This window comes from Geodermatophilus sp. URMC 61 (assembly GCF_052931555.1).
The window spans coordinates 2,715,524-2,736,313 of the sequence record NZ_JBRFHZ010000002.1 but is presented as its reverse complement, the minus strand read 5'-3'; the positions used below and the strand labels follow the sequence as shown (position 1 = coordinate 2,736,313).

Annotated in this window: 25 protein-coding genes and 1 pseudogene; 18 read left to right on the top strand and 8 right to left on the bottom strand. The window is 70.6% G+C overall.

The window, feature by feature from the left end:
• Positions 1-30: 30 nt before the first annotated feature.
• Positions 31-654 (bottom strand): hypothetical protein, encoded by a 624-nt coding sequence (locus ACU610_RS12715; RefSeq protein WP_446768072.1) that lies wholly within the window; start codon positions 652-654, stop codon positions 31-33.
• Positions 655-837: 183 nt separating this feature from the next.
• On the opposite strand from ACU610_RS12715, the gene ACU610_RS12710 reads away from it, so the two are divergent.
• The 5 genes from ACU610_RS12710 (at position 838) to ACU610_RS12690 (ending at position 3,750) form a co-directional block, all read left to right on the top strand.
• Positions 838-1,077 carry a hypothetical protein gene (locus ACU610_RS12710; protein WP_446768071.1) on the top strand — a complete coding sequence of 80 codons (240 nt, stop codon included), beginning with the start codon at positions 838-840 and terminating at the stop codon, positions 1,075-1,077.
• 247 nt (positions 1,078-1,324) lie between these two features.
• Entirely contained in the window at positions 1,325-1,846 is a 522-nt protein-coding gene (locus tag ACU610_RS12705) for a helix-turn-helix transcriptional regulator (RefSeq protein WP_446768070.1), read from the top strand.
• On the top strand, positions 1,846-2,322 hold the full coding sequence (locus ACU610_RS12700) for a nucleotidyl transferase AbiEii/AbiGii toxin family protein (RefSeq protein WP_446768069.1): 477 nt from the start codon (positions 1,846-1,848) through the stop codon (positions 2,320-2,322). Before ACU610_RS12705 ends, ACU610_RS12700 begins: the two co-directional genes overlap by 1 nt.
• Positions 2,283-2,528, top strand: coding sequence for a hypothetical protein (locus tag ACU610_RS12695; RefSeq protein ID WP_446768068.1), 246 nt, complete (start codon positions 2,283-2,285; stop codon positions 2,526-2,528). Before ACU610_RS12700 ends, ACU610_RS12695 begins: the two co-directional genes overlap by 40 nt.
• Positions 2,529-2,562: 34 nt before the next feature.
• Positions 2,563-3,750, top strand: coding sequence for a hypothetical protein (locus ACU610_RS12690; RefSeq protein ID WP_446768067.1), 1,188 nt, complete (start codon positions 2,563-2,565; stop codon positions 3,748-3,750).
• Here the strand turns inward: ACU610_RS12690 and ACU610_RS12685 are convergent.
• From ACU610_RS12685 to ACU610_RS12675, 3 genes and pseudogenes are all read right to left on the bottom strand, one after another.
• On the bottom strand, positions 3,732-4,394 hold the full coding sequence (locus ACU610_RS12685; RefSeq protein ID WP_446768066.1) for a DNA/RNA helicase domain-containing protein: 663 nt from the start codon (positions 4,392-4,394) through the stop codon (positions 3,732-3,734). The two genes, ACU610_RS12690 and ACU610_RS12685, sit on opposite strands and share 19 nt — an antisense overlap.
• 371 nt (positions 4,395-4,765) lie before the next feature.
• A complete protein-coding gene (locus ACU610_RS12680) occupies positions 4,766-4,945 on the bottom strand; it encodes a hypothetical protein (RefSeq protein ID WP_446770776.1) in 180 nt (59 codons plus the stop codon).
• Between the two features lie 427 nt (positions 4,946-5,372).
• Positions 5,373-5,744, bottom strand: a pseudogene (locus tag ACU610_RS12675) (nuclease-related domain-containing protein); the annotation flags it as partial.
• 94 nt (positions 5,745-5,838) lie between these two features.
• On the opposite strand from ACU610_RS12675, the gene ACU610_RS12670 reads away from it, so the two are divergent.
• The 9 genes from ACU610_RS12670 (at position 5,839) to ACU610_RS12630 (ending at position 13,442) form a co-directional block, all read left to right on the top strand.
• Positions 5,839-7,557 (top strand): sigma-70 family RNA polymerase sigma factor, encoded by a 1,719-nt coding sequence (locus tag ACU610_RS12670; RefSeq protein WP_446768065.1) that lies wholly within the window; start codon positions 5,839-5,841, stop codon positions 7,555-7,557.
• 399 nt (positions 7,558-7,956) lie between these two features.
• Positions 7,957-8,211, top strand: a complete 255-nt coding sequence (locus ACU610_RS12665) for an AAA domain-containing protein (protein ID WP_446768064.1) — start codon at positions 7,957-7,959, stop codon at positions 8,209-8,211.
• A gap of 149 nt (positions 8,212-8,360) precedes the next feature.
• Positions 8,361-9,065 carry an EcsC family protein gene (locus ACU610_RS12660; RefSeq protein WP_446768063.1) on the top strand — a complete coding sequence of 235 codons (705 nt, stop codon included), beginning with the start codon at positions 8,361-8,363 and terminating at the stop codon, positions 9,063-9,065.
• A gap of 194 nt (positions 9,066-9,259) precedes the next feature.
• Positions 9,260-9,661, top strand: coding sequence for a RusA family crossover junction endodeoxyribonuclease (locus ACU610_RS12655; RefSeq protein WP_446768062.1), 402 nt, complete (start codon positions 9,260-9,262; stop codon positions 9,659-9,661).
• A 548-nt stretch (positions 9,662-10,209) separates the two neighbouring features.
• A complete protein-coding gene (locus ACU610_RS12650) occupies positions 10,210-11,226 on the top strand; it encodes a DUF3048 domain-containing protein (protein WP_446768061.1) in 1,017 nt (338 codons plus the stop codon).
• A 58-nt stretch (positions 11,227-11,284) separates the two neighbouring features.
• Positions 11,285-12,205 carry a PGN_0703 family putative restriction endonuclease gene (locus ACU610_RS12645; RefSeq protein ID WP_446768060.1) on the top strand — a complete coding sequence of 307 codons (921 nt, stop codon included), beginning with the start codon at positions 11,285-11,287 and terminating at the stop codon, positions 12,203-12,205.
• A gap of 110 nt (positions 12,206-12,315) precedes the next feature.
• Entirely contained in the window at positions 12,316-12,831 is a 516-nt protein-coding gene (locus ACU610_RS12640) for an HNH endonuclease (RefSeq protein ID WP_446768059.1), read from the top strand.
• A gap of 36 nt (positions 12,832-12,867) precedes the next feature.
• A complete protein-coding gene (locus tag ACU610_RS12635) occupies positions 12,868-13,074 on the top strand; it encodes a ribbon-helix-helix protein, CopG family (protein WP_072916364.1) in 207 nt (68 codons plus the stop codon).
• On the top strand, positions 13,071-13,442 hold the full coding sequence (locus tag ACU610_RS12630; protein ID WP_446768058.1) for a type II toxin-antitoxin system death-on-curing family toxin: 372 nt from the start codon (positions 13,071-13,073) through the stop codon (positions 13,440-13,442). The genes ACU610_RS12635 and ACU610_RS12630 overlap by 4 nt, the downstream gene beginning before the upstream one ends.
• A gap of 127 nt (positions 13,443-13,569) precedes the next feature.
• On the opposite strand, the gene ACU610_RS12625 is transcribed toward ACU610_RS12630, so the two are convergent.
• A complete protein-coding gene (locus ACU610_RS12625) occupies positions 13,570-14,238 on the bottom strand; it encodes an HD domain-containing protein (protein ID WP_446768057.1) in 669 nt (222 codons plus the stop codon).
• 174 nt (positions 14,239-14,412) lie between these two features.
• A complete protein-coding gene (locus tag ACU610_RS12620) occupies positions 14,413-14,832 on the bottom strand; it encodes a DUF898 family protein (RefSeq protein ID WP_446768056.1) in 420 nt (139 codons plus the stop codon).
• Between the two features lie 214 nt (positions 14,833-15,046).
• Between ACU610_RS12620 and ACU610_RS12615 the strand changes: the two genes are divergently transcribed.
• Complete coding sequence (locus ACU610_RS12615) at positions 15,047-15,727, top strand: NUDIX domain-containing protein (protein ID WP_446768055.1); 681 nt, start codon at positions 15,047-15,049, stop codon at positions 15,725-15,727.
• A 106-nt stretch (positions 15,728-15,833) separates the two neighbouring features.
• Positions 15,834-16,376, top strand: a complete 543-nt coding sequence (locus ACU610_RS12610) for a hypothetical protein (RefSeq protein WP_446768054.1) — start codon at positions 15,834-15,836, stop codon at positions 16,374-16,376.
• Between the two features lie 407 nt (positions 16,377-16,783).
• Here the strand turns inward: ACU610_RS12610 and ACU610_RS12605 are convergent, their stop codons facing one another.
• Together ACU610_RS12605 and ACU610_RS12600 are read right to left on the bottom strand one after the other, a co-directional pair.
• Positions 16,784-17,101 (bottom strand): type II toxin-antitoxin system PemK/MazF family toxin, encoded by a 318-nt coding sequence (locus ACU610_RS12605; protein ID WP_446768053.1) that lies wholly within the window; start codon positions 17,099-17,101, stop codon positions 16,784-16,786.
• The gene (locus ACU610_RS12600; protein WP_446768052.1) at positions 17,101-17,337 is read right to left on the bottom strand and encodes a ribbon-helix-helix domain-containing protein; all 237 of its coding nucleotides are present in this window, start codon (positions 17,335-17,337) and stop codon (positions 17,101-17,103) included. The genes ACU610_RS12605 and ACU610_RS12600 overlap by 1 nt, the downstream gene beginning before the upstream one ends.
• Before the next feature lie 478 nt (positions 17,338-17,815).
• Between ACU610_RS12600 and ACU610_RS12595 the strand changes: the two genes are divergently transcribed.
• Together ACU610_RS12595 and ACU610_RS12590 are read left to right on the top strand one after the other, a co-directional pair.
• The gene (locus tag ACU610_RS12595; protein ID WP_446768051.1) at positions 17,816-18,706 is read left to right on the top strand and encodes a hypothetical protein; all 891 of its coding nucleotides are present in this window, start codon (positions 17,816-17,818) and stop codon (positions 18,704-18,706) included.
• Positions 18,703-20,073: a DUF4407 domain-containing protein gene (locus tag ACU610_RS12590; RefSeq protein ID WP_446768050.1), complete on the top strand. Its 1,371-nt coding sequence runs from the start codon at positions 18,703-18,705 to the stop codon at positions 20,071-20,073. The genes ACU610_RS12595 and ACU610_RS12590 overlap by 4 nt, the downstream gene beginning before the upstream one ends.
• Positions 20,074-20,790 lie beyond the last annotated feature (717 nt).

Sequence of the window (20,790 nt, the reverse complement as noted above, 5' to 3'; positions counted from 1 at the left end):
TCGTCGGGGCGCTTCTGCGACTTCGGGCTCTTACACGGCCTCGGGAACGTGCAGGTGGGCGAGGACGAGGTCCATCTCGGCGACGTCCACGATCTTGGCGCCCATGGCCTGGGCGAACTGCTCGCGCAGGGACCGTGCTTCCTTCCGGTCCCGGGCGACCCAGTTGCGGTCCTCGAAGCTGGTGACGCTGACCGTACGGCCGAGGCGCCGGTCGACCAGCATGCTGACGCTGCAGAAGCCGGGCAGCTCCTGCAGCTTGGGCAGCAGGTTGTGCCGGTAGGCGTCGAGCAGGTCGTCGAGGTGGTTGGGTGCGATGCGGGCCCAGGTGACCTGCGCGCCGGCGCCGTCCCCGGCCGGGCGCTCCCGGTGGAGGACGGCGATCTCCCACTCCTGGACGTCGGCGTGCTCGCCGCCGAGGGTGTGCATGAGGCGGTGCTGGACGGTGCGGTCCTCGTGGGCAGTGGCGCGCATGGCCTGCTCGTCGACGAAGGAGGTCGCGACGATGCAGCGGCCGCTCCCGCGGTCGGCGAGCAGCGACAGGCCGACGCAGCCGTCCTTCTTCGGGACCGCCGGCATCACCTCGTCGCGCACGTAGGCGATGCCGGCGTCGAGGTTGCTGAGGTTGCCGCGGATGCTGGTGGATCGGGCGTACATGCCACCTCCGTTCGGGCGGCGCCCCGGCGGCATCGCCTCGCGGCTCACCCTCTCGGCCTCCGGCTTGCGAGGCAATGGCTTCGGTGAGGTGCGGTGTGGTGCTGCTCGAGGGAGACGGCGTCGGCGCTCCGGACGCCGGCCCTGGCGTCGACACCGGGGACCGGCACGGCAGCATCCGGCGACGTGACCGCTTCCGGCAAGCACCGCTTCGTCGCCCATGTCGGCGACGAGCTGCTGGTCGACCTGGCGGACGGCCGGCTCAGCGTCAGCGATTGCTCAGGCGAGGTGCGGCGCGTCAGCTCGGCCGGGCGCAGCGCGGACCGCCCGGACCTCACCGGCTACCGGCAGCCAGCGGAGCCGGTCGAGGAGGAACCCGCCGCGGCGGTCGACTTCGCCGACACGCGAGGAATCTCGGGCTCCTGAGAGGGCCCTGTGCGATCGATGCCGGCCGGCACGGCAAGCCGTTCACTGACCGGCCTCAACGACTATTCGGCACGGGTCCTCCGGCAGCTGGAGCGTTCGGCGGGGTCAGCAATCGAGATCCTGGACCACTCGTTCGAGTGGGGCAGTGACGACTCGAGGGGCGTGCGGCTTGCGGGATCGCTTGCGGGGCTTCAGACGTTGAGTACCGTATCCGATCAGATACATGGGCCTGGGGAGGAGGATCGACATGCAGGCGGCTGCACTGCTCGAACACGCGCGAGTCGAGGCTGGACTGACGCAGGAGGAGCTGGCCCGCCGCGCGCACACCTCACGCTCGACCTTGTCCGCCTACGAGCACGGTCGCAAGTCCCCGACCCTCGCGACCGCAGAACGGATCCTGGAGGAGACCGGGCACGAGCTGGCCGCTGTGCCGAGCGTCGAGTTCGAGGAGCGGACCTTGTCGCGCGGCCGGACTGCGCACGTGCCGACGCGCCTGCCACGTCTACCGCTCGGACGAGCGCTCGCAGAGATCACCCTACCTCTGCACCTGAACTGGTCCGAACCAGGACGTAGCTTCGACCTCAGGAAGCGGTCCCAGCGTGCACGGGTCTACGAGATCGTGCTGCGGGAAGGCCAGCGGCAGGACGTCCTGACGTACATCGACGGTGCCTTGCTCATCGATCTGTGGGACGAACTCGTCCTGCCGCGAGACGTCCGCGCAGCCTGGCAGCCTCTCATCGACAGCTCCACCGGGTCGATCGCTGCGTAGTGACCGGGGGCGGCACGAGCACCGCGCTCACCGGGTTCCAGATCGAGGTGGCGCGCTTGTTCTTCTCACTTCCGGCGGCCAGCGGCTTCCTGCTCACGGGCGGCGCCGCCCTGAACGCCCAGCGACTGAGCAACCGGCCGACACAGGACCTCGACTTCCTCACCACCCGAGGCGCTGACGTTCCCGTGGCACGAGACGCGTTCGAAGCAGCCGCGGCCGAGCGGGGCTGGCATGTCATCAGACTCCAGGACGCCGCCCAGTTCTGCCGTCTGGCGGTACATGGACCAGAGGACCTGCTCGTCGACCTGGTCGTGGACGCCCCACCGAACCAGCCCAGCTCGGTGAGCCTGCTCGGGCCGACCCTCGCGCCGGAAGACCTTGCCGGCCGGAACTCCTCGCACTGTTCGACCGTGCGGCGGCTCGTGACTTCGTCGACGTGTACCAGCTCGCGCATCGCTACGGCCGCGCGTTGCTGATCGAGCGGGCACGCGCCGTCGACCTGGGGCTGGACCTCGGCGTTCTCGCGGAGATGATGACGATGCTCGACCGGTACGAGGACGAGGACCTGCCGATCGCCCCCGACACAGGTCGGGGACCTGCGTGCCTACTTCCGGGACTGGCGGGATGCACTGACTGCCTGAGCGGATCGGCCGTGTCTCCGCCGACCGGTCAGCCGGGGTGACTGCTCGCCGCCCGGACGGCTCGGCAGGCATACGGTGAGCGCGACCGCGGAACGTCCGCTGGCGCGGAGGCTGTTCATGGTGGGAGAGGACCTCGTCGAGCGGGCCGGCGAGCTGAAGCGGCAGCTGGTGGAGTTCTCGCAGCAGCCGCGCTACGACCGGCCCTTTCGCGAGATGCTCGCCCACCAGCGCGAGGCTCTCGCGGTGGAGGACGAGGGCCAGGGCATCCTGCTGTGGGACTCCTTCCTGCTGGAGCACCGCCTGCGCGACGGCCGCACAGTCGTCGAGCAGTTCGTCGACGCCCGCCCCGACCTCTCGCCGCAGGACCGGCAGATGCTGCTCGGCTGGCGCGACGTCGTCTCCGGAGTGTTCGAGGTGGAGCGCCGCGACAGGGACGTGCTGACCCTGGTCAACCTCGTCGACGACCTGACGTACCGGGCGCGGTCGACCGCCGGCCGGTCGGTGTTCCGCCGGACACCGGAGCGGTCGTTCCTGCTCGCCCGCCTGGTGGCGGTCGGCGACGAGTGGGTGTTCAGCGGGCCGATGAGCGTGCTGCGGCCGGCCGAGCGCAAGGTCGCCGCGCAGCTGGCACTGGACATGTCGTTGCGCTCGCCGGAGGCGGCGCTCCGCAACCCCGAGAAGCTGGCCCAGGCGTGGGAGATGCAGCGGGAGGAGCGGCAGCGGTTCATCCGGTTCTTCGGCACCGACCTCGTGGTCGTGCCGGGAGAGCTGGCGCAGCGGCGGCTCGACGAGTTCTCCGCGTTCCGCCAGGAGGAGATCCTGCGGGAGCACCCGGAGGCTGCGCGCCGGTCGAGCGGGACCCCCGCCCCGGGGATCGAGTTGCCGCCGGAGCTGGTCGACGCCGAGACCGTGGCGTTCGTCTACGACGAGGACGACGGGCTGGACTTCCTCGCCGAGTTCGGCCTGGTCGCGGAGGCCTTCGCCGATCCCGATCTGCTGCGGCGCCGCCGGTACCGGGAAACCGTGCTGTCGTACCTGCACGACGACACCGTCGCGCCGATGGTGCTGCGCCGGCTGGCCGGCCGGGACCCGGACAAGGCCAGCGTGCTCGTCCGCCGGCTGCTGAAGCGACCGCGGTTCGACTGGGTCCGCGACGGGGAGCAGCTGCTGCGCTCGCTCAAGCCGGACCACTTCGCCCGTCCGCCCCTGCCCACCGTGACCCCGGTCAGCGAGCGGCTGTCGGCCTACGCCAGCGGGGGATAGGGGCCCGCTGCCAGCGGTCCCGGTGACTCAGCCGACGAGGCCTTCCAAAACCGTTGGGTCTCCGGATCGGTGGGGTACAGGTAGACGCCGCGCAGGCCGCGGGTGAGCAGCACCTTGTAGACGTTGCGCACCGGGGGGTCGAAGTCGGCGTCGCTGACCCGCTTGGTGCTGCGGAAGTCGGGGTCGCGATTGGCGCTGCGGACGGCGACCCACCGGTCGGTCCGCCAGATCAGGTAGACGGAGCCGATCTGGTCGCAGCCGCGTTCGTCGGAGGCCCACAGAGCCGCGGGTGGGGCGTCGCCGACCAAGCGGTCGCCCTTGAGGGTCCAGGGGTGAAACCAGTCGCCGATCCGGGCGTCGGGGACGAGCGAGCCGTCCGGCCGTGGGTCGCTCCAAGTCCACCAGTAGCCGGCGGCCATCCGCGCGTTCTGGCGAGCCTGCAGCTTCTCGGCCAGCGCCTGCTCCATGGCGGACGGCGACGGCGACGTCCGCACCTCGAACCGCGGACCTGTTCCGGACGGCAGGCATCGAGGTGCCGCCGAGCGTCGATGAGCGTGAGTATGCGCAGCTGCTGATCGCGGTCCGTCGGGGGCAGATGGCGCTCCGGCAGGGATTCTCCTGACCTTCGACGGGACCCGCTGCATCTCTGTCTCTCGGGTCGAGGAGGACTGCGCACCCCAGCAGGACGCGCTCGAGCGGACCTCGTTCTCGCACCTCGAGGCGCGGACCCGGCCGTGCTAGCCGGGCTGATGAACGGGTAGAGCACCCTGCCGGGGCAGGCCCCGGCTCATCTCGAGTCTGACCGCCGCCATCTCCCCGTGCGGGTCGACGCAGCAGCGACGCTCGGGGCCCGTGAGGCACATGCGCCCAGTCCGGAGGACTGCTCCGCGCAGGTTGCGTCACAGTGGCGTTCCGCTCGGTCAGGATGCATCGCAACGCGCGCAAGCCGCCAGTGAGTTCCTGGCCGGTGCCTGTGAAGAGCCCGACTCGTCTGCCTCCTTCGCAGGGCGTTCCCCTACCCGCGTTCGAGGAGCCGGGTTTGATCGAGTACGGCCAGATCTTCGATGTTCATCAGGTCCTGTGCTTCGTCCACGACGAGGTAGGAGAAGCGCTGCGGCGAGGCTGCGAGCTCGGCGAAGCAACGGACGACGACACCGGTGTTCTCGAGCCGTCGCCGGACGAACTGCGCCAGCACCTCGCTCCTGCATGTGAAGAGGACGGGTGCGTCCGTTCGGCAGCGTCGTCGAGCAACCTCGACAGCCAGGAACGTCTTTCCCGTACCGGCCCCCCCCGCTGCACAGGACTCGGGGACTCTCGTCGATCAGTTCCAGACGAGTGAACTGCTCGTCGGTGAGCCGCTGATAGGACCGGTCCAACGAGTCGGCGCGCGATGCCAACCCCGGCACCTTGTCAAAGTCCGGGCGGAGCTTCTCGGCGACGAGCTGACGGAGGTCGTTCGCGAGGGTCCGCGCGTAAGGCTGTCGCTCCAGCCAGTACCTCGCCGCGCGTCGGATGCCTGCGTCCAGCCCGCCGGGCCGCGAGAACTGACCCCGGCCGATGTAGGTCTGCTCGCTCCACTCGGCACTCGAGGGGAGGTCCACGTCCGGCGTGACCACGACGTAGCCGAAGGCCACCTCGGACAAGCGTCGTGCCCCGAGCCGCTCCTCGAGCAGTCGGCGCACCGCGTACATGGCGCTGTCGGCTTGCTTGAATGGCCCTTCGTGTGAGGTTCGGTAGTGGCCTGCCCGATCGCTGTAGGTCCAGACGCCTCCGTTGCAGGAGACGCGGCCTCCCTTGACCTCGACCACAAGTACCAACCCCTCGGTGAGGAGCAGGAAGTCGATCTCGGCGGTCAGCTTGTAGTCGTGCTCAGGCAGGTTCAGCGAGTGCAGTCCTACACCGTCGAGTCTGGATGTCGCGAGCGCTTCGTGCACCCGCCGCTCGGAGCGCGTGATCGCCGAAGCGGGGGACAGCTCCCCTGGCAGTAGCCGCATGTGTCGGTCCCTTCACCTACCGTCCGCGGACGGCCGTGAGCCGTAACTTAGGTCACGCGGCCCCAGAGACCGGCTCGGCGACACAGCGGGAGTCATGACAAGCACCACTCAGAGTGAGGCGACGCTTCTCGGGCGACTCGTTCGGCGCCTCGGTCCTTACGTCAAGGACGGCGTTCTTCGCGGAACCCGCCTCGACCGCGTCCTCGCCGGGCTTGCGCGCAGTCCCGAGGAAACCGAGGAACTGCGCCGCCGCCTGCTCAATGCCCTGGATGCCGCCGGAATCGAGCTCATCGACGACCGCGAGCTGTCGAAGACCGAGGGCACGCCCGTCATGGATCTCCTGGGTACGCGACCAGCTCCCAAGGTCCCCGCCGGCGTAGGAGCGTTGGCCGCGGACTTGCCGCCGGTTCGGGGCGAGGAGCCCCCTACGGAGGAGCTCGAGGCCCATGCGCAGGCGATCCAGGTCCCGGAGGCGATCGCGGCGGCCCGGCGTTTGTTGGAGGCGACCTCCAGCACGCCGGCTGCTTCGCGGCGGCTACTCACGGCGGAGGAGGAGGTGGGCCTAGCCGCCCTGATGCGCGGTACCGAGTATCGACTTGCCGACGACCTGCCGGAGGACTTCCGGCGTCGGCTGGACCCGCGATCCGACGCTGCCAAGGCGTTCGACGCCATGGTGATCCACAACATCAGGCTCACGTGGTCGATAGCTCAGCGATATTTCGGTTCGAGCCCGAGCTTGGAGCTGGAGGATCTTGTCGGATACGGGTTCGATGGCTTGATCAGGGCGGTTCGCAAGTTCGATGCAACGCGCGGGTACAAGTTCTCGACCTATGCGACGTGGTGGATCAAGCAAGCGATAACTCGAGCCGTCCACGACTACGGCCGGACAATCCGAATCCCCGTGCACATGTCGGAGAAAATCGATCGCACGAGGAGGGCCATCTCCCAGCTCGAGGCGCGCGGCAGGCGTGCGAGCACGGCGGCGTTGTCCGCCGAAACCGGCTATTCGGCAGAGGAGATCGAGAACCACTTTCGGTGGATGAGGGGTGTCTACTCCCTGGACGCGCCTGTCGGTGAGGCGGGGGAACTGCGGCTGGCGGACCTTGTGTTGGCGGATCCGACCTCCAGCGACCCAGTCGTGTGGTCGGAAAAAGTTTGGCTGCGTGAGTCCGTGCTCAGTGCTTTGGGGCGACTCAGTGCGAGGGAAGCACGAGTGATCGTGCGTCGCTTCGGCCTGAACGGATCCGAACCCGCGACGTTGGAGGAGATCGGGGACGAGTTCGGTGTAACGCGGGAACGAGTACGTCAGATCCTTGGAAAGACGATGAGCAAACTTCGGCACCATGAAGTGGCATCGCGTCTCGACGCCCCCCACTCTCCCGAGGTTCGCATGAAGGATGTTGAGTCGAAACCCGGGAGGACGAGCGGTTCTCGCGCTGCCGCCGCGCGTCCGCGCCACAAGCAGGTGCCGGCGAACGGTCCTCGACCGCGCAGTGGATCGACTGAGCAGGCGGTCGAAGGGGCGCTTGCGAACGTTGCGCGGCTGCCTTCGAGCTCGCCTCCTGAGATATTCCTCTTCCTCGTCTACTGGACTGAGTGGGGAGGAGTGTCGGCGCAGTTCATCGAAGAGCGCTTCAAGAAGTACCTGGTCTTGAGAACCGGTGAGACTGCCGACGTTGCTCCTATCGCGGCCGCGGCGGTAGAGAGCGGATGGATCACGTCTGCCGGAACGGACGAGCCCTGGGAGACGACGTCAAGAGGGGTCAGACTGGTGCAAAAACGGCTGCGCTCGTTGAATGAGGAGTCGCCGTGAGACGGCGGAACTCAACATGAAAAGCGGTAAGAGTCAACTCGCCGACGCCAAGTGGTGGCAGGTCGAACAGGGCCTGTGAACCACCGAGTTGAGCAAGGTGGAGGCTCTGTATCGGCGTCGACGTCAGCCACCACCCGAGGACTCGGCTGCAGGACCCGCAGTAGAGGCGCGGGCCGATCGGCCCGGTCGGCCAATACAACGGGCAACGACATCCAGCAGTGGCGGGGCATAATCGGCGCCCGACGACGCGTCGGCGCGGGAATCCCGCTGGCGCCAGTGCAAGTGTCAGCCTCCCTGAGGCTCTGCACGCTGAACCACGGGGAAGGTTGCCGCACCCATCCCTGACCGCCGTCCGTCCGACGGACGGCTGAGCTGTCCGACGGCGCGCGGGACGGCACTGTGGACAAGTTCCAGGGCCAGGAGGCGGCGGTCGTTGTCTACTCGATGACTTCGACCAGCGCCGAGGACGCCCCGCGTGGGGTCTCGTTCCTCTCCGGCCTGCACCGGCTCAACGCCGCGGTGTCGCGCGCCACGGCGCTCGCCGTCATCGTGATGAGCGAGCAACTACTGGACGCCGCCGTCCGGACGCCGGAGCAGTTGCGCCGGGTCAACGCCCTGTGTCGGCTGATCGAGATGGCGGCCGTACTCCGCTGATTCGGCCGGCCGGGCACACCGCCTTTCTGCCTGCCGGACACCTCGTCCCGCCTGTCAACCTGCCCTGTGGGGTGAGGGGGGCGTCTCCTTCGCCGCGGCCTCTGCCGATGTAGTCAGCACACGATGCCGGGCAGACACAAGGAGATCACGTGGCATTCGGGCTGGCGAGGACGAACCGCACCGACGAGGAAGTCCACACCCCGGCAGACGCCGTCGACGAAGCGGCTGGCGCGGAATCCGCTCTGACCGCCCGCGCGGAGAAGCTCATCGAGAGCATCCTCTCGGCCGGCGTCGGCGGAGTCGGTCGGTTCAAGGGCGCCCAGGAGATCGCCGAGGAACACCGCACGCAGCACGTGGATGTCGACAAGGCAATCGACCGCCTGATCGCCACCCATGTGCGCGTCGTCGGCGCCACGGGATTCGCAACCGGACTCGGCGGACTGGTCACCCTCCCCGTCACCATTCCGACCGACCTGGCCGTCTTCTACATGTACGCCGGTCGCTGCGCGGCCGCGGTGGCTCACCTCCGTGGCTACGACGTCACGTCCGACGAGGTCCGCAGCATCATCCTGCTGTCCCTCCTCGGGGCCGGTGGCGTGGCGGTGGCCGGGGAAGCCGGGATCCAGCTCGGAACCAAGGCGGCGTTCGCCGTGCTCCGGAAGGTGCCCGGCAAGGTCCTGATCGAGATCAACAAGAAGGTCGGTTTCCGGCTGATCACGAAGGCCGGGACGACGGGCGTCATAAACCTGAGCAAGTTCGTCCCGGTCGTCGGCGCCGGTGTCGGTGCCTCCGTCAACGTGGTCGGCATGCGAGGTGTCGCCGGCTACGCCAAGAAGAACTTCCCGAAGACCTGACCGCGTAGGCGGGCGCGCGCGCACCACCTGCTCGGTCAGCCGAGCAGGTGGTGCGCGTGACGTGCATCGGATGCGCCGCAGTCCTCATTGATGAGGACGGGCCACGTCTTGATCGTCCTCCTGGGCGATGGCTGCCGTGGCTCGGCCTAACAGCCCAGGCGACGTGACCTCCGAGCTGCGTGGATCATGCGGCCGTGCAGCCTGCTCAACCGTCCGCGGCCCCTTGCCTGCCCGGTCGTCACCTCGTCACCCTGGAGGTCGACGGACGTCCAGCCTCGTTCGCGACGGCAGCAGAAGCGCCGTGGAAGGCGGCGGTTCGAGCGGCTGTCGCGAAGTGCGGCATTGCGGTCGCCGACGCGCGGTTCGCGGTCGCCATCGACTTCCGGACGCCTGTGCCGAAGAGTCGGAACGAGGTCTGGGACATCGACAACCTCGTCAAGCCGACCCTCGACGCGCTCGAGGGCGTGTTCGGTTTCCGGAAGTGGAAGGGTGTTCCTCAGCCGGCTGACGACAGGGTGGACCATCTGGCCGCGAGCAAGCGGACAGTCGCAGTGGCGGACCATGTTGGAGCGACGATCGTCATTCACACGCTGTAGACCGCAGGTTCCGTGGGGCCGACCTCGCTCCATCATCTGCGCGGCGCAGAGCAGCTCGGCTGTGCGGCGCTTCTCGTAGAGCCTGCTGGCGGGGTGACGCTGGCGCGCCGATGACCACTGCGTCGACGGATGACGGGCCGGTGGATGGTTTCGGCCATGCGGCGGCCGGCACGGTCGCGGGACTGGCGCAGTGCCTGCTCCACCGTCCGGTCTGGGAGCTGTGGTGGGACTGACGCCCAATGACAGTGGCTGCACTCGTCACGACAACGGGTCCGAAGCCGTCACGACGCACTGCGCCGTCCCGCCGGTGTCCCGTGCCGGGTCCGTGAGAACGTGCCGATGCAGAGGAGGCACCATCCCGCTGACCCAGGAGTGCCGACGTGCCCAGGTCCACCGCGGCCCGGCCTCGCTCCGTGTCGACAAGCGGCGCCCGCACGACGAAGGGCGCACGCACCATGAAGACTGCGCGCTCCCCGAAGCGCACGCCGGCGAAGCGGACCCCGGCGAAGGGCCGCCGCGCGAGACCGAGGCGGGGCCTCCGCGCAGCCGTGCTCGTCGTGCTGGTGGCGGCCGGCATCGTTGCCTGGTCGGCGCTGCGGCAGCACCTGTCCGCCGTGCCGTACCTGGACTCGATCATCGCCGCGGTGACGCGGCCGTCCGCGCCAGCCTGGCCGCTGACCGGGGTCCCGGCCGACGCGGTCGCCGACCGCCCGGCGCTCGCGGTGAAGATCGAGAACTCCGTCGACGCCCGCCCTCAGACGGGGCTGGACGCCGCGGACATGGTGTGGGAGCAGGTCGTCGAGGGTGGCATCACCCGGTTCGTCGCCGTCTACCACTCCGACCTCCCGCCCGAGATCGGCCCGGTGCGGTCGATCCGGCCGATGGACCCCGCGATCGCCGCGCCGCTGGGCGGGCTGCTCGCGTTCTCCGGTGGCGTGCCGACCTACGTCACCGCCGCCCGGGACGCGGGGCTGCAGGCGATCGGCCAGGACTCCGGGGCCGCCGGCTTCTACCGGACGACGACCCGTGCGGCGCCGCACAACGTCTACGCGGTGCCGCAGACCCTCGTCGACCAGGCCGACACCGCCCACCGGGCCGCACCCGGCGCCCAGTTCGACCACTCCGCGGCCGGCGAGGAACCCACCGCCGTCGCCGCGGGGCAGCCGGCGACCAGCCTGGAGCTCACGTTGTCGGGGGTCAGCTCCCCCCGGTGGACCTGGAGTGCCGCGGACGGCCGCTGGTTGCGCAGCGAGGGGAGCACCCCGGCCATCGAGGCGGACGGCCGGCGGATCGGCGCCAGCAACGTCGTCGTCCTGCGCGTCGACGTCGTCGCGACCGAGGCCCGCGACCCGGCCGGCAACCCCGTTCCGGAGACCATGCTGACCGGCTCCGGCCGGGCCCTCGTCGCCTCCGGCGGGCAGACGGTCGAGGCCACCTGGTCCAAGCCGGAGACCGGGGACCGGGTGAAGCTGACCGGAGCGGACGGCGAACCGGTGACCCTGGCGCCCGGGACCACCTGGATCGAGCTGGTCCCCAACGGCGGTGGTGCAGTCGCCACCGGATGACCACGGAGGACCGAAATGTGGGGCGGGTACTCGCCTGCGTTGACCCTGAAGGGATGGCATGACCACGGAAGACATCACGTTCGTCGCATCGGACGACCGGATCACCCGGCGTGAGCGCCAACGGCAGTCCGACTACCGCGAGCAGGTCCTCGGGCTACCGGCCGGGCGGCGCGGCGACCGTGTCCTAGGCAACTACCTGCCGCCCGAGGAGTGGCGGAGCAACTTCCTGAGCCGTGAGGCCGCGGACTACGCCGAGCGGCGCGCCGGCGAGGTGCAGCGTGAAGGCGGCCAGCTCGAGACGACCCGGCTGTTCACCAACATGCTGAGCTCGATGCCGTTGGCGTTCAGCGTCTTCGGCCACCTGAGCGCGCACCGGACCGCCGCCGTCCGGCTGCTCAAGGACCTGCGCGACCTCGATGTCGCCGAGCTGGTGCCCGTGCGGGTCGGGTCCCGAGAGATCGACGGCATCGAATGTGAGTGGGCCCCGGACCGGCGCGACCACCTCAACGACCGCACGGCCTTCGACGCCGTCGTCTCCGCCCGACTGGCGGACGGCCGCAGCCTGCTCGTCGCGGTGGAGACCAAGTACGTCGACAGTTTCAGCCGAGACCCGCGCCGGGGGCGGACCGACGCCAAGTACCGCGCCCGCTGTGCGGACTTCGGCATGGCGGAGGGCGCCTACGACCGGCTCCGGGAACACGCGACCCGGCAGCTGCTGCGCAACGTGCTGCTGACCGAGAGCGTCCGCCGTGGTGGCTCGACCGGCAGACCCGTGTTCGACGAGGCGGTGACCGTCGTGCTGGCGCGGGACGACGACACCTCGGCGCGGGCAGCGGTGGAGGCGGTGGCAGCCGACCGCGGGGCGATGCCCACCGACGTCCGCTTCATCGGACACGGGCAGCTCGTGACAGCCGCCGAACGGGATGTCGACCTCGCTGACTGGGCCGGCCGCTTCAGGCAGCGTTACGTCGGCGGCTGAGTCGCCCGATCGTGCGATGGAGCTCCAGTCCTCTCTCGCCGGAGCCGTTGGAAGGGCGTGGCGCACCCATCGCTGGATCGGGGACGGCTGACGGCGATCTCGTCGGCGAGATGCTCCGGAGCGTCCTGGCAGGAGTCCTCTCGATCCCGTGGCTGATCGGTCTCCTGGCGGTGCTGGCGATCGGCAAGGTGGTCCGGCTCGGCCGCGCGATCCTCCACGGAGGCCACGGGCGGGACCCTCGCCGCACCTTCTCCCGGGCCGAGAAGGCCGCACTCCTCGAGCGGGCAGGCCACCGGTGCGAGCACCACTCCTGGCTGCTCGGTCGGTGCCGGGAGACCGAGGCGCTCCGGGCCGACCACGTCCACCCGCACAGCAGCGGCGGAGCGACCGACGTCGCCAACGGCCAAGCGCTGTGCAGGCGGCACAACAGGAGGAAGGCGGCGCGGGTGCCGTTGGGATGGGAGCTGGCCCGCCTGGAGCGACGCAGGCGGGCCTACGTCCCACCGGGTTCCGTTGCGGCCGTCGTCCGCCATGGACCGCACGGCCGCTCGACGGGGGAGAGGCAGCCGGCCGGCGCGGTATCCGGGACGAGGGCGCTGCAGCACGTGCCCGCCGACGCGGACTGAACCGCGAAAGTGGTATCACGCCGGTACCATCGTGGCATGGCGATGACCCTGCGGACCGACGACGAGCTGGATCGGGCGCTCGCGGCCCTCGCCGCCGCCGAGGGCACCTCCCGGCAGGAGATCATCCGTCGGGCCGTCCTCGAACGGTACGAGCGGAGCGGCCACGCTGCGCGGGTCCAGGAGAGTTCGGGTCGGCTCATCGACAGGTGGGGTGACGTGCTGCACCGCCTGGGCACGGTGTGAGCGAGGTCGAGTACCTCGACCTCGACGACCTCCTCGGCCTCGTCCGGGCGCTGCGGACCGGCCCGGTGCGCGACGTCGGCCTGCTGGACTCGGCTGCTGCGCGACCCCGGACCATCGTCTTCGGGCAGGAGGCCTACCCGACGCTGCCGCTGAAGGCCGCCGCGCTGCTCCACTCGCTCGCGCGGAACCACCCGCTGATCGACGGCAACAAGCGGCTCGGCTGGCTGGCCACCGTCGTGTTCCTCGACCTCAACGGCGCCCAACCGGACCTGAGTGACGATGCGGCCTTCCAGCTCGTCATGGACATGGCCGCCGGCGCGGCCGAGGTCGAGGAGATCGCCGAGCGGCTGCGGGTCGCTCCGCGCTGACCCCGCCGGAGCGCTCCCCTCGCGACGGCGGCTGGGCACATGCCACGCCGACGTCCACCGCGGCCGCTGGATGACCCGCGCGGACCGGATGAACAGAGGCGGCGACCGCGGCCAGGCCGACGCCCGCTCAGTGCCCCCCGGGCATCTCCGTGGGGACGGCGGACCGCTCGGTTCCTGCGGCGGCGAGCAACTCGTCGACGGCGCGGTGCAGGGCGTCGGCGATCGAGCTGCCAGGGAGCCGCTCGGCCACCGCCCGCTCGACGCTCGTGTAGTACCAGAGCAACTCGTCGCGGCTCGCGTTGAACGTGGACCAGAAGGCCTGCCCGTGCCGGCGGACGTCGGCGGCGATGCACAGCCCGTTGTGTGCCTTGTCCGCCGCCGTCACCACGAGTGCGTCAAGCGGCTTGTGTACGAGGCCGGCCACGTATGGGCGCTTCCGCTCGGCCCACGTCCCGCTGCGGTTGCCATCGGCGTCCAGGCCGTCCGAGCACGCCTGCACGATGTCGGCGACGGCGTCCCCGAACGTCGTCCGGATCTCGGCCAGCACGGCGCCGCCGCTCCCGGCCGGTGCGTCCTCGACGGCGTCGTGCAGCAGCGCGGCGATCGCCTGGTCCTCGCCGCCGCCGTGCTCCATCACCAGCGCGCTGACGCTCATCAGGTGCGTCATGTACGGCACCCGCGAGCCCTTGCGCAGCTGCTGCCGGTGGTGCCGCGACGCGTACAGCAGCGCCTCGTCGAAGCGCTCGGTCAGCGGTCCGCAGCCCAGCTCGCGGCGGGTCTCCAGAGTTGCAGTCACGCGTTCTCCTTCCCTCTCAGCACGGCGGCGACGATCGGCTCGACGTCCGCCGGCACGGTGGTCCTCCGGGACGCCGCGCGGATCGCGGCGGCCTGCTCGTACAGGTCATCGCCCCTGGCGCCCCATCCCGGCTCGGGCGCCCAGTAGCGGACGACCGCGACCCCGGCGGTCGTCTCAGTGCTGTGCGTACGGGGCCGGCGCGGAGCCCGGCATCGGCAGCCCGCCGACCTGCTGCACCGGGATGGCCGGGCGGACGTCGGTCAGCGGCAGCGGGGTGCGGCTGCGGTCGAAGTCGGTGTGCTCCCACTTCCACTGCGTGATCCGCGGGCCGACCCAGAGCAGGTAGATGCCGAGCGTGATGAAGCTCAGCAGCAGCCACTTGATCCAGTTGCCGAACAGACCGACGGCCGAGCCGGTGAAGACGAGCGGGAAGCCGTCGATGTAGCTGTGTTTCGCACGCCACCGCTGGGTCAGGACCAGCGCGAACGGGTAGCAGATGCCGAAGGTGCAGACGGTGATGAGGACGCCGAGGAGAGCGGTCCCCACGTAGGTGGCCGCACCGCCGTCGAAGCGGAACCTGCCGGACCTGGACATGACGTACTCCCGAGGAGAGACGGTGATGGACCCCACGTCCATCGGCAGGACGCCGACTCAGCGGAACCGGTTTGTCCCGATCGCACCGTCGACCTCATCGGGCTCCCGCGAGTCGGTCAGACGCGGTCCGGTCGGTCACCACGGCCACTCCCTTCAATTAGCTCATCCCTGCGCCAACCCAAGGTTAGACGGATTCTGCGCTAATGTCCACTCCGTGTACCGCGACAGTTCGGGCAAGCGCCTCGTCGACTACCCGCGGCCGTCGGTCGCCGTCGACACCGCCGTCCTGACCGTCCCGAACAACGAGCCGCGGCTCTCGGTGCTGCTCGTCCGCCGGGCGGGTGAGTCGCGCACGGAGGAGTGGGCGCTGCCCGGCACGTTCCTGCACGAGGGGGAGACCCTCGCCGGCGCCGTCCAGCGGTCACTGCGGGAGAAGGCCGGCCTGACACCGGAGGTCGCTCCGCGCCAACTGCACGTCTTCGACGACCCGGACCGGGACGACCGCGGTTGGGTGCTGTCCGTCGCGCACGTCGCCGCGCTTCCCTGGCGAGCGGTCGCACCGGTGCTCGGGGCGCGGCCCGAGGGTGTGGTCGCGCAGCCGGTCGACGAGGTGCGCGGGCTGCTGTTCGACCACGACGAAATCGTCCGGCGGGCCGCGGCCGACATGCGGGCCGCCTACCGGGAACGACCGGACCCGGACCGGTTGCTCGACGAGCCGTTCACGATGCGCGAGCTGTTCCGCCTGCACGACGCCGTCGCCGGTGGGCTCGGCTACTCGGCCGACACCTTTCGCCGGGCGATGCTGCCGATGCTCGAGGAGACGCAGCGGAGGTCGGCGGGGACGGTCGGCAAGCCGGCCCAGCTCTACCGCCGGACGTCCGTATCGGCCGGCTGACCCGACGGGCATCGGCCGTCCGTCGGCGCCGGGCACTCCTGTCGGTGGCGCGTGCCACCATCCGCGCCCGGCCGTCACGGGGACGGTCAGCGAGACGGGGAGTGGCATGACGGAACCGGTCGGCGTCCAGGTGGGGCGCGTCTGCCCCGGGTGCGCGCGGGAGGACTCCGTTCCCCTGCGATGGGGTCTGCCCGCGGTCGAGGACTTCGAGCTCGCCGAGCGCGGCCTGGTCGCACTCGGCGGCTGCATGTTGCCGGAGGAGGAGCCGGTCCTCTCCTGCCGATCGTGCGAGTTGGCGTGGGGACGGGAGGGAGACCCGACCCCCGACGAGCAGGAGTTGGCCGACCTGCTGGGCGTCCCGTTCGCCGATCTTGTCCGTGCGCTCGGCAGGGGATGGCGGCGGGAGACCGTCGCCTTCGACAACCGGGTGCAGTGGTTCGTCAGCGGCGAGACGGCGCAGGTCGCCGTCAGCGTCGACGACCTCGGGTTCGTGCTGGCCCGTCCGCTGACCTCGTGGGGCGAGCAACGCGCAGATCTCCAGCCGACGGACGGGGGCCGGTTCGGCCGGGACGACCTCCTGTGGTCGCCCGACGTCATCGCCGAGGTGGCGGAGGCCATCGCCGCGCGCCGGCGACGGTCTTTCCGCTAGTGGGCACCTGCCGCCGCGCGCACGCACCCGAGTCGTTCGTCGGTGCCGTCGGCAGTTGTCGGCCGTGTGCTTCGGCCTTCGCCGACGTCGAGGCGTGACACCGCTGGACGCAGATGCCGGCTCGCAGTTCCGATCGGCGAGTTCGCGGCCGCTGCCAACGGCTCTCGGAACGAGACCCGCGCTCGGGAGTGCTCTACGTCGGCCTGTCCCAGACCTGTGACCTGCTCGTCGTCTGCAGCGACCTGGACCCGATCCGCCGCGTCAGTGGCGAGGGTGTCGCCCAGCGCCTGACGACGGCTGCCGCGGGATGAGGGACGACATGCAATTCGTCCCCAACAGGACCCGGCAGTCCGCCGGCCGGCGGAAGAGTCCTCGAGCTCCGCTGGGAGGTGCGCTCGCGCAGCGGCTCAGCGAGGACTGGGCAGGTCTTCGAGGTCGAAGGCGGCATGCAGAGCCGCGGTGAGAGCCACTTCCTGCTCCGGACGCAGGCGGCCGATCTGCCGTCCGAGCGCCGACTTCGGCACGGTGACGACGTTGTCGCAGCTGACGACGCTCGGATGGTCGAGACCGTTGGCCGGGCCGACGGGCACCTCTGTCGACAGGCCGCGGATGGTGCTGGTGATGGGCGCGACGGTGACCCGTGAGAGATGCGGGCGCACGAGCTCCCGGGTCAGCACCAGCACGGGCCGGGTCTTGTCCAGGTGAGCGAGATGGATCGGGCGCATCAGTCGAGGTCGTCGAGCGGCGTCCGGGCGGCGTGCTCGGCGAGTGCGTCCAGATCGTCGTTCCCGGCGACAGCGGCCAGGATGGCCGCGTCGCGCGCTGCGAGCTCACGACGCCGCTCTCGCTGGAGCGCCTGACTGACGACCGCGGCGCGAGAGGGAGCGCGGCCGTCGGCCACCAGTCGGTCGATGAACTCTACTAGTTCCTCGGGGAGCCGGACGGCGATCTGCGTGCTCACCCGATCATGGTATCGCTGTGGGATTCGCGGTGGTACCGCACTCAGCGATCGCCGCCGCATGGTCACCCGTCGGGTGCCGGGCGGCCCAGGACCTGCGGGCCGTCCACGTGCGACCCACAGCCGCGGTGGACCGACCACCGTCGAGAACGGCCAGACGCTGGGCCGGCGGCACAACAGGGAGGGGCCGGAGCGTGCGCGGTGGGACGGACAGCTCGAGCGGTTGGCCCGGCGACGCAAGGCGTCCCCCGACAGGCATGGTCCACCGCGGTCGTCCGTTCCCGCGATCGGCAGCCGGCTCCGGTTCCGTGACCCCGTACACAGTCCTCTGATCAGTCGCCTCGTCCTCTGACCCCGACGGGTGACGGGAGTCTGCCTTCCCTCGGTCGCTGCCGGTACCAATCTCGAGGGCTCCGATCCGATGGGGTTCCGTTGGTCCAGTGATGTGCTGACACGCGGGGTCACCCGCGGCGGGGGAGACATGTTCCGGGAACCGTTGCGTCGGGATCCACTCGTCGTGTGCTGGGCGCTGGTCATGCTGCTGGCCGGCTTCGTCGCGCTGAGCAACAACACCGAGTGGAGCGGCCACCTGGAGGCCGACCGCGTCGCCGGCTTCCTCAAGGACCTCGCGGAGGCCTTTCTCTGGTCCTTCCTCGTCTTGCTGCTGCTCGCCTGGTTGCGTGCGAGGGGTTGGCGGTGGCTCGGCGACGCGGGTGTCCCGGCGCGCAGGCCGCCCGCGCCCGAGCGGCCGTCGTCCTCGCTGCCCTGGACCGACCGCTGGATCCGTGACTCACGCGAGGAGGCTGCGCAGGGCCGCACCGGCCCGGCCGGCAGCGGCAAGCCGGAGATCGTCGCCTGCCGGCACGGCGTCCCGGCCGACGCCGGGGCCTCGGACCGCCAGGTGCCCGTCCTGCGGGCCCTGTCGATGAGCCACACGATCGTCCGCCCGGGGTCGTCGGTCCTCGTCACCTGGTGCTTCGAGCACGCGCGGGACGTCGTCATCGACGGTCGGGGCGGTCATCCGCCGTGCGGCGAGGCGCTCGTCCGCGTCGACGCGAGCCGGCGCGTCGACGTGGTGGGCCGCAACCGCTTCTCGACCACCTCCTCAGCCTCGCCCGTGGTCGTCGCGGTGACCGTGCCCCAGCTGGACCTGCCGAGCGTGACCGCGCCGCCGCCGGTGTCCCTGCACGCCGACGTCGCGGCCACCGTCGGCGCGTCCTCACCGGTCACCCAGCGGCTCGACGCCTTCTGGGCCACGCAGGACGCGCTGCGCCCGCAGATCGAGGCGTCGCCCCGCTTCGTCGGCGTGCCTGACTCCCTCGTCGAGAGCCTGCGCCGGGCGCCCAGCCCCATGCGGGAGGAGAACCGGTGACCGTCCGGACGAAGCTCGCGGCCGTTCGCCGCCGGGTCACCCGGCAGTCCATCGCGGAGCAGCTGCTCACGGTGGCGGGGGCCAACCGCGAGGTTCTGCGCGAGGCGCCCAAGGAGCGCGGCAAGCAGGTCGCGATGGGCGCCGTCCTGGTGTCCACGGCGGGACTCGCCATGGTCTCCGCCAGCTACGCCCTCCACCTGGCGCTGCACTTCTGGTGGCCCTTCGCCGTTCTCGGCGGCGTCGCCTGGGGCCTGATCATCCTCAACCTCGACCGCTGGCTCGTCGTCTCCTCGCCACGGTTGACGAGCAAGGTCGGCACCCTGGCCATGGCGCTGCCGCGCGTGGTCCTCGCCGTCCTGATCGGCGCGGTGGTCTCCACGCCGCTGACGCTCGCCGTCTTCAGCGCCGAGATCGGCACCGAGGTCCGCGAGATGGCTGCGGAGAATGAGGACGCCTTCACCCGGCAGCTGGCCGAGGACAGTCGCTACGCCCAGTTGCCGACGCTGCGGGAGCAGATCGCCGTGCTGGAAGCGGACCTGGCTGACGGCGTCACGCAGGCTGACGTCGCCGAGGACCCGGCCGTGGTCGACCTGCAGCGCCGGCTCGACGACGTGATCGAGCGCTACAACGCCGCCGAGGACGCCTACAACCAGGAGATCGACGGCTCCGGAGGGAGCGGCATCCCCGGCTTCGGCCCCGCCACCGACGCCCGCCGGGAAGCGCGCGACCGGCTGGCCGAGGAGCGGGATTCGCTGACCCGCCAGCTGGCGGAGCTGAAGCCGCAGGTCCTCGAACAGCTGCAGGCCGAAGAGGTGCAGACCACGATCGACCAGCAGGCGGAGCTGGACCGGCTCGAGACGCGGGTCACCGATACCGAGGAGCGCCGGGAGGCCGAGATCGCGGCCCACGACGAAGCCGTGGGCAACAGCGACGGGATCCTCGCCCGGCTGACGGCGCTGGAGCGCATCGGAGAGGACAATCCGACGCTCGCGACGGCGCACTGGCTGCTGTTCGCGTTCATGACCGCGCTCGAGTGCCTGCCCATCCTCTTCAAGACGATGCTCGCCCTCGCGCCGCCGTCCCTCTACGAACGTCTGCTGACGCTCGAGGAGGAGAAGGTCGAGGAGCGCGTCCAGCTGCGGATGCAGACCGAGTACGAGGAGGCCGAGGTGCTGGCGAAGTCGGCGCTCGCGGCCGCCGAGGCCCGGGCTGCTCGCACGCTGGAGGCCGAGTCACGGGCGACCGGGATGGTGCTCGACGCGCAGCTGGACGTCACCCGCGAGGGAGTCGAGCGCTGGAGGGACGAACAGCTCGCCGGCGCGGGCCGGGTCAACGGCGTCGAGACAGACCTCGTGAAGCACCTGTAGCGGGACGCGCGCCGCAATGCGCCGTTCGTCACGCCTGGCGGGTGAGGGTGTCGGAACGCCCTCACCCGTGGGAGCACCGTGCGCATCGGCACGTGGAGCCTGAATCTCCGCGCGTCGACCCGGAGGCGGTCCTCGGCGTCCCGGTGGACGGGCACTCGTTCACCCGGACGGCGAGTGACCGCGGATGGCTAGCGCTACGAGGACGTCCTGGACACGCGGTGGGGATCCGCGGCGCTGCGGGGACCCGGGCCACCACGTCTCTGCTCTGCGCCACCGGCCGGCCGTCCTTGATCAGTGCCACCGGCAGGGGCTTGCGGATCCTCAGCGCTGATCCGCGTGGCTCGTCCAGATGGGCGGGTCCGACGGCGCTGTCGGGACACGTGGACGCTGACGATCCCGACGTTCGCGCCGGCCGCCACTGCATACAGCCAGGGCAGATGGAGGTCGAAGAGGTTGCCGACCTTGACGCCGATCAGTGCGAGAGCGAAGACGGCTACAAAGACCCAGACCACATCACCTCGGCTGCTGGTCACGGGTCGGCTTCCTTCAGTCGTCACGGGTCGGTCTCCTTCAGGCGGGGCTTGCTCGGGCTGCACGGGGACGTCACGGACAGAGACGTGCTCGTGCAGCCCCACGGCGCTGTCGGAGTCGGCGCCGCGCCTGCGAGGCGGGCTCCGGTGAGGGCGAAGGTTGTGGGCGCGACGGCGGATCCGCCGA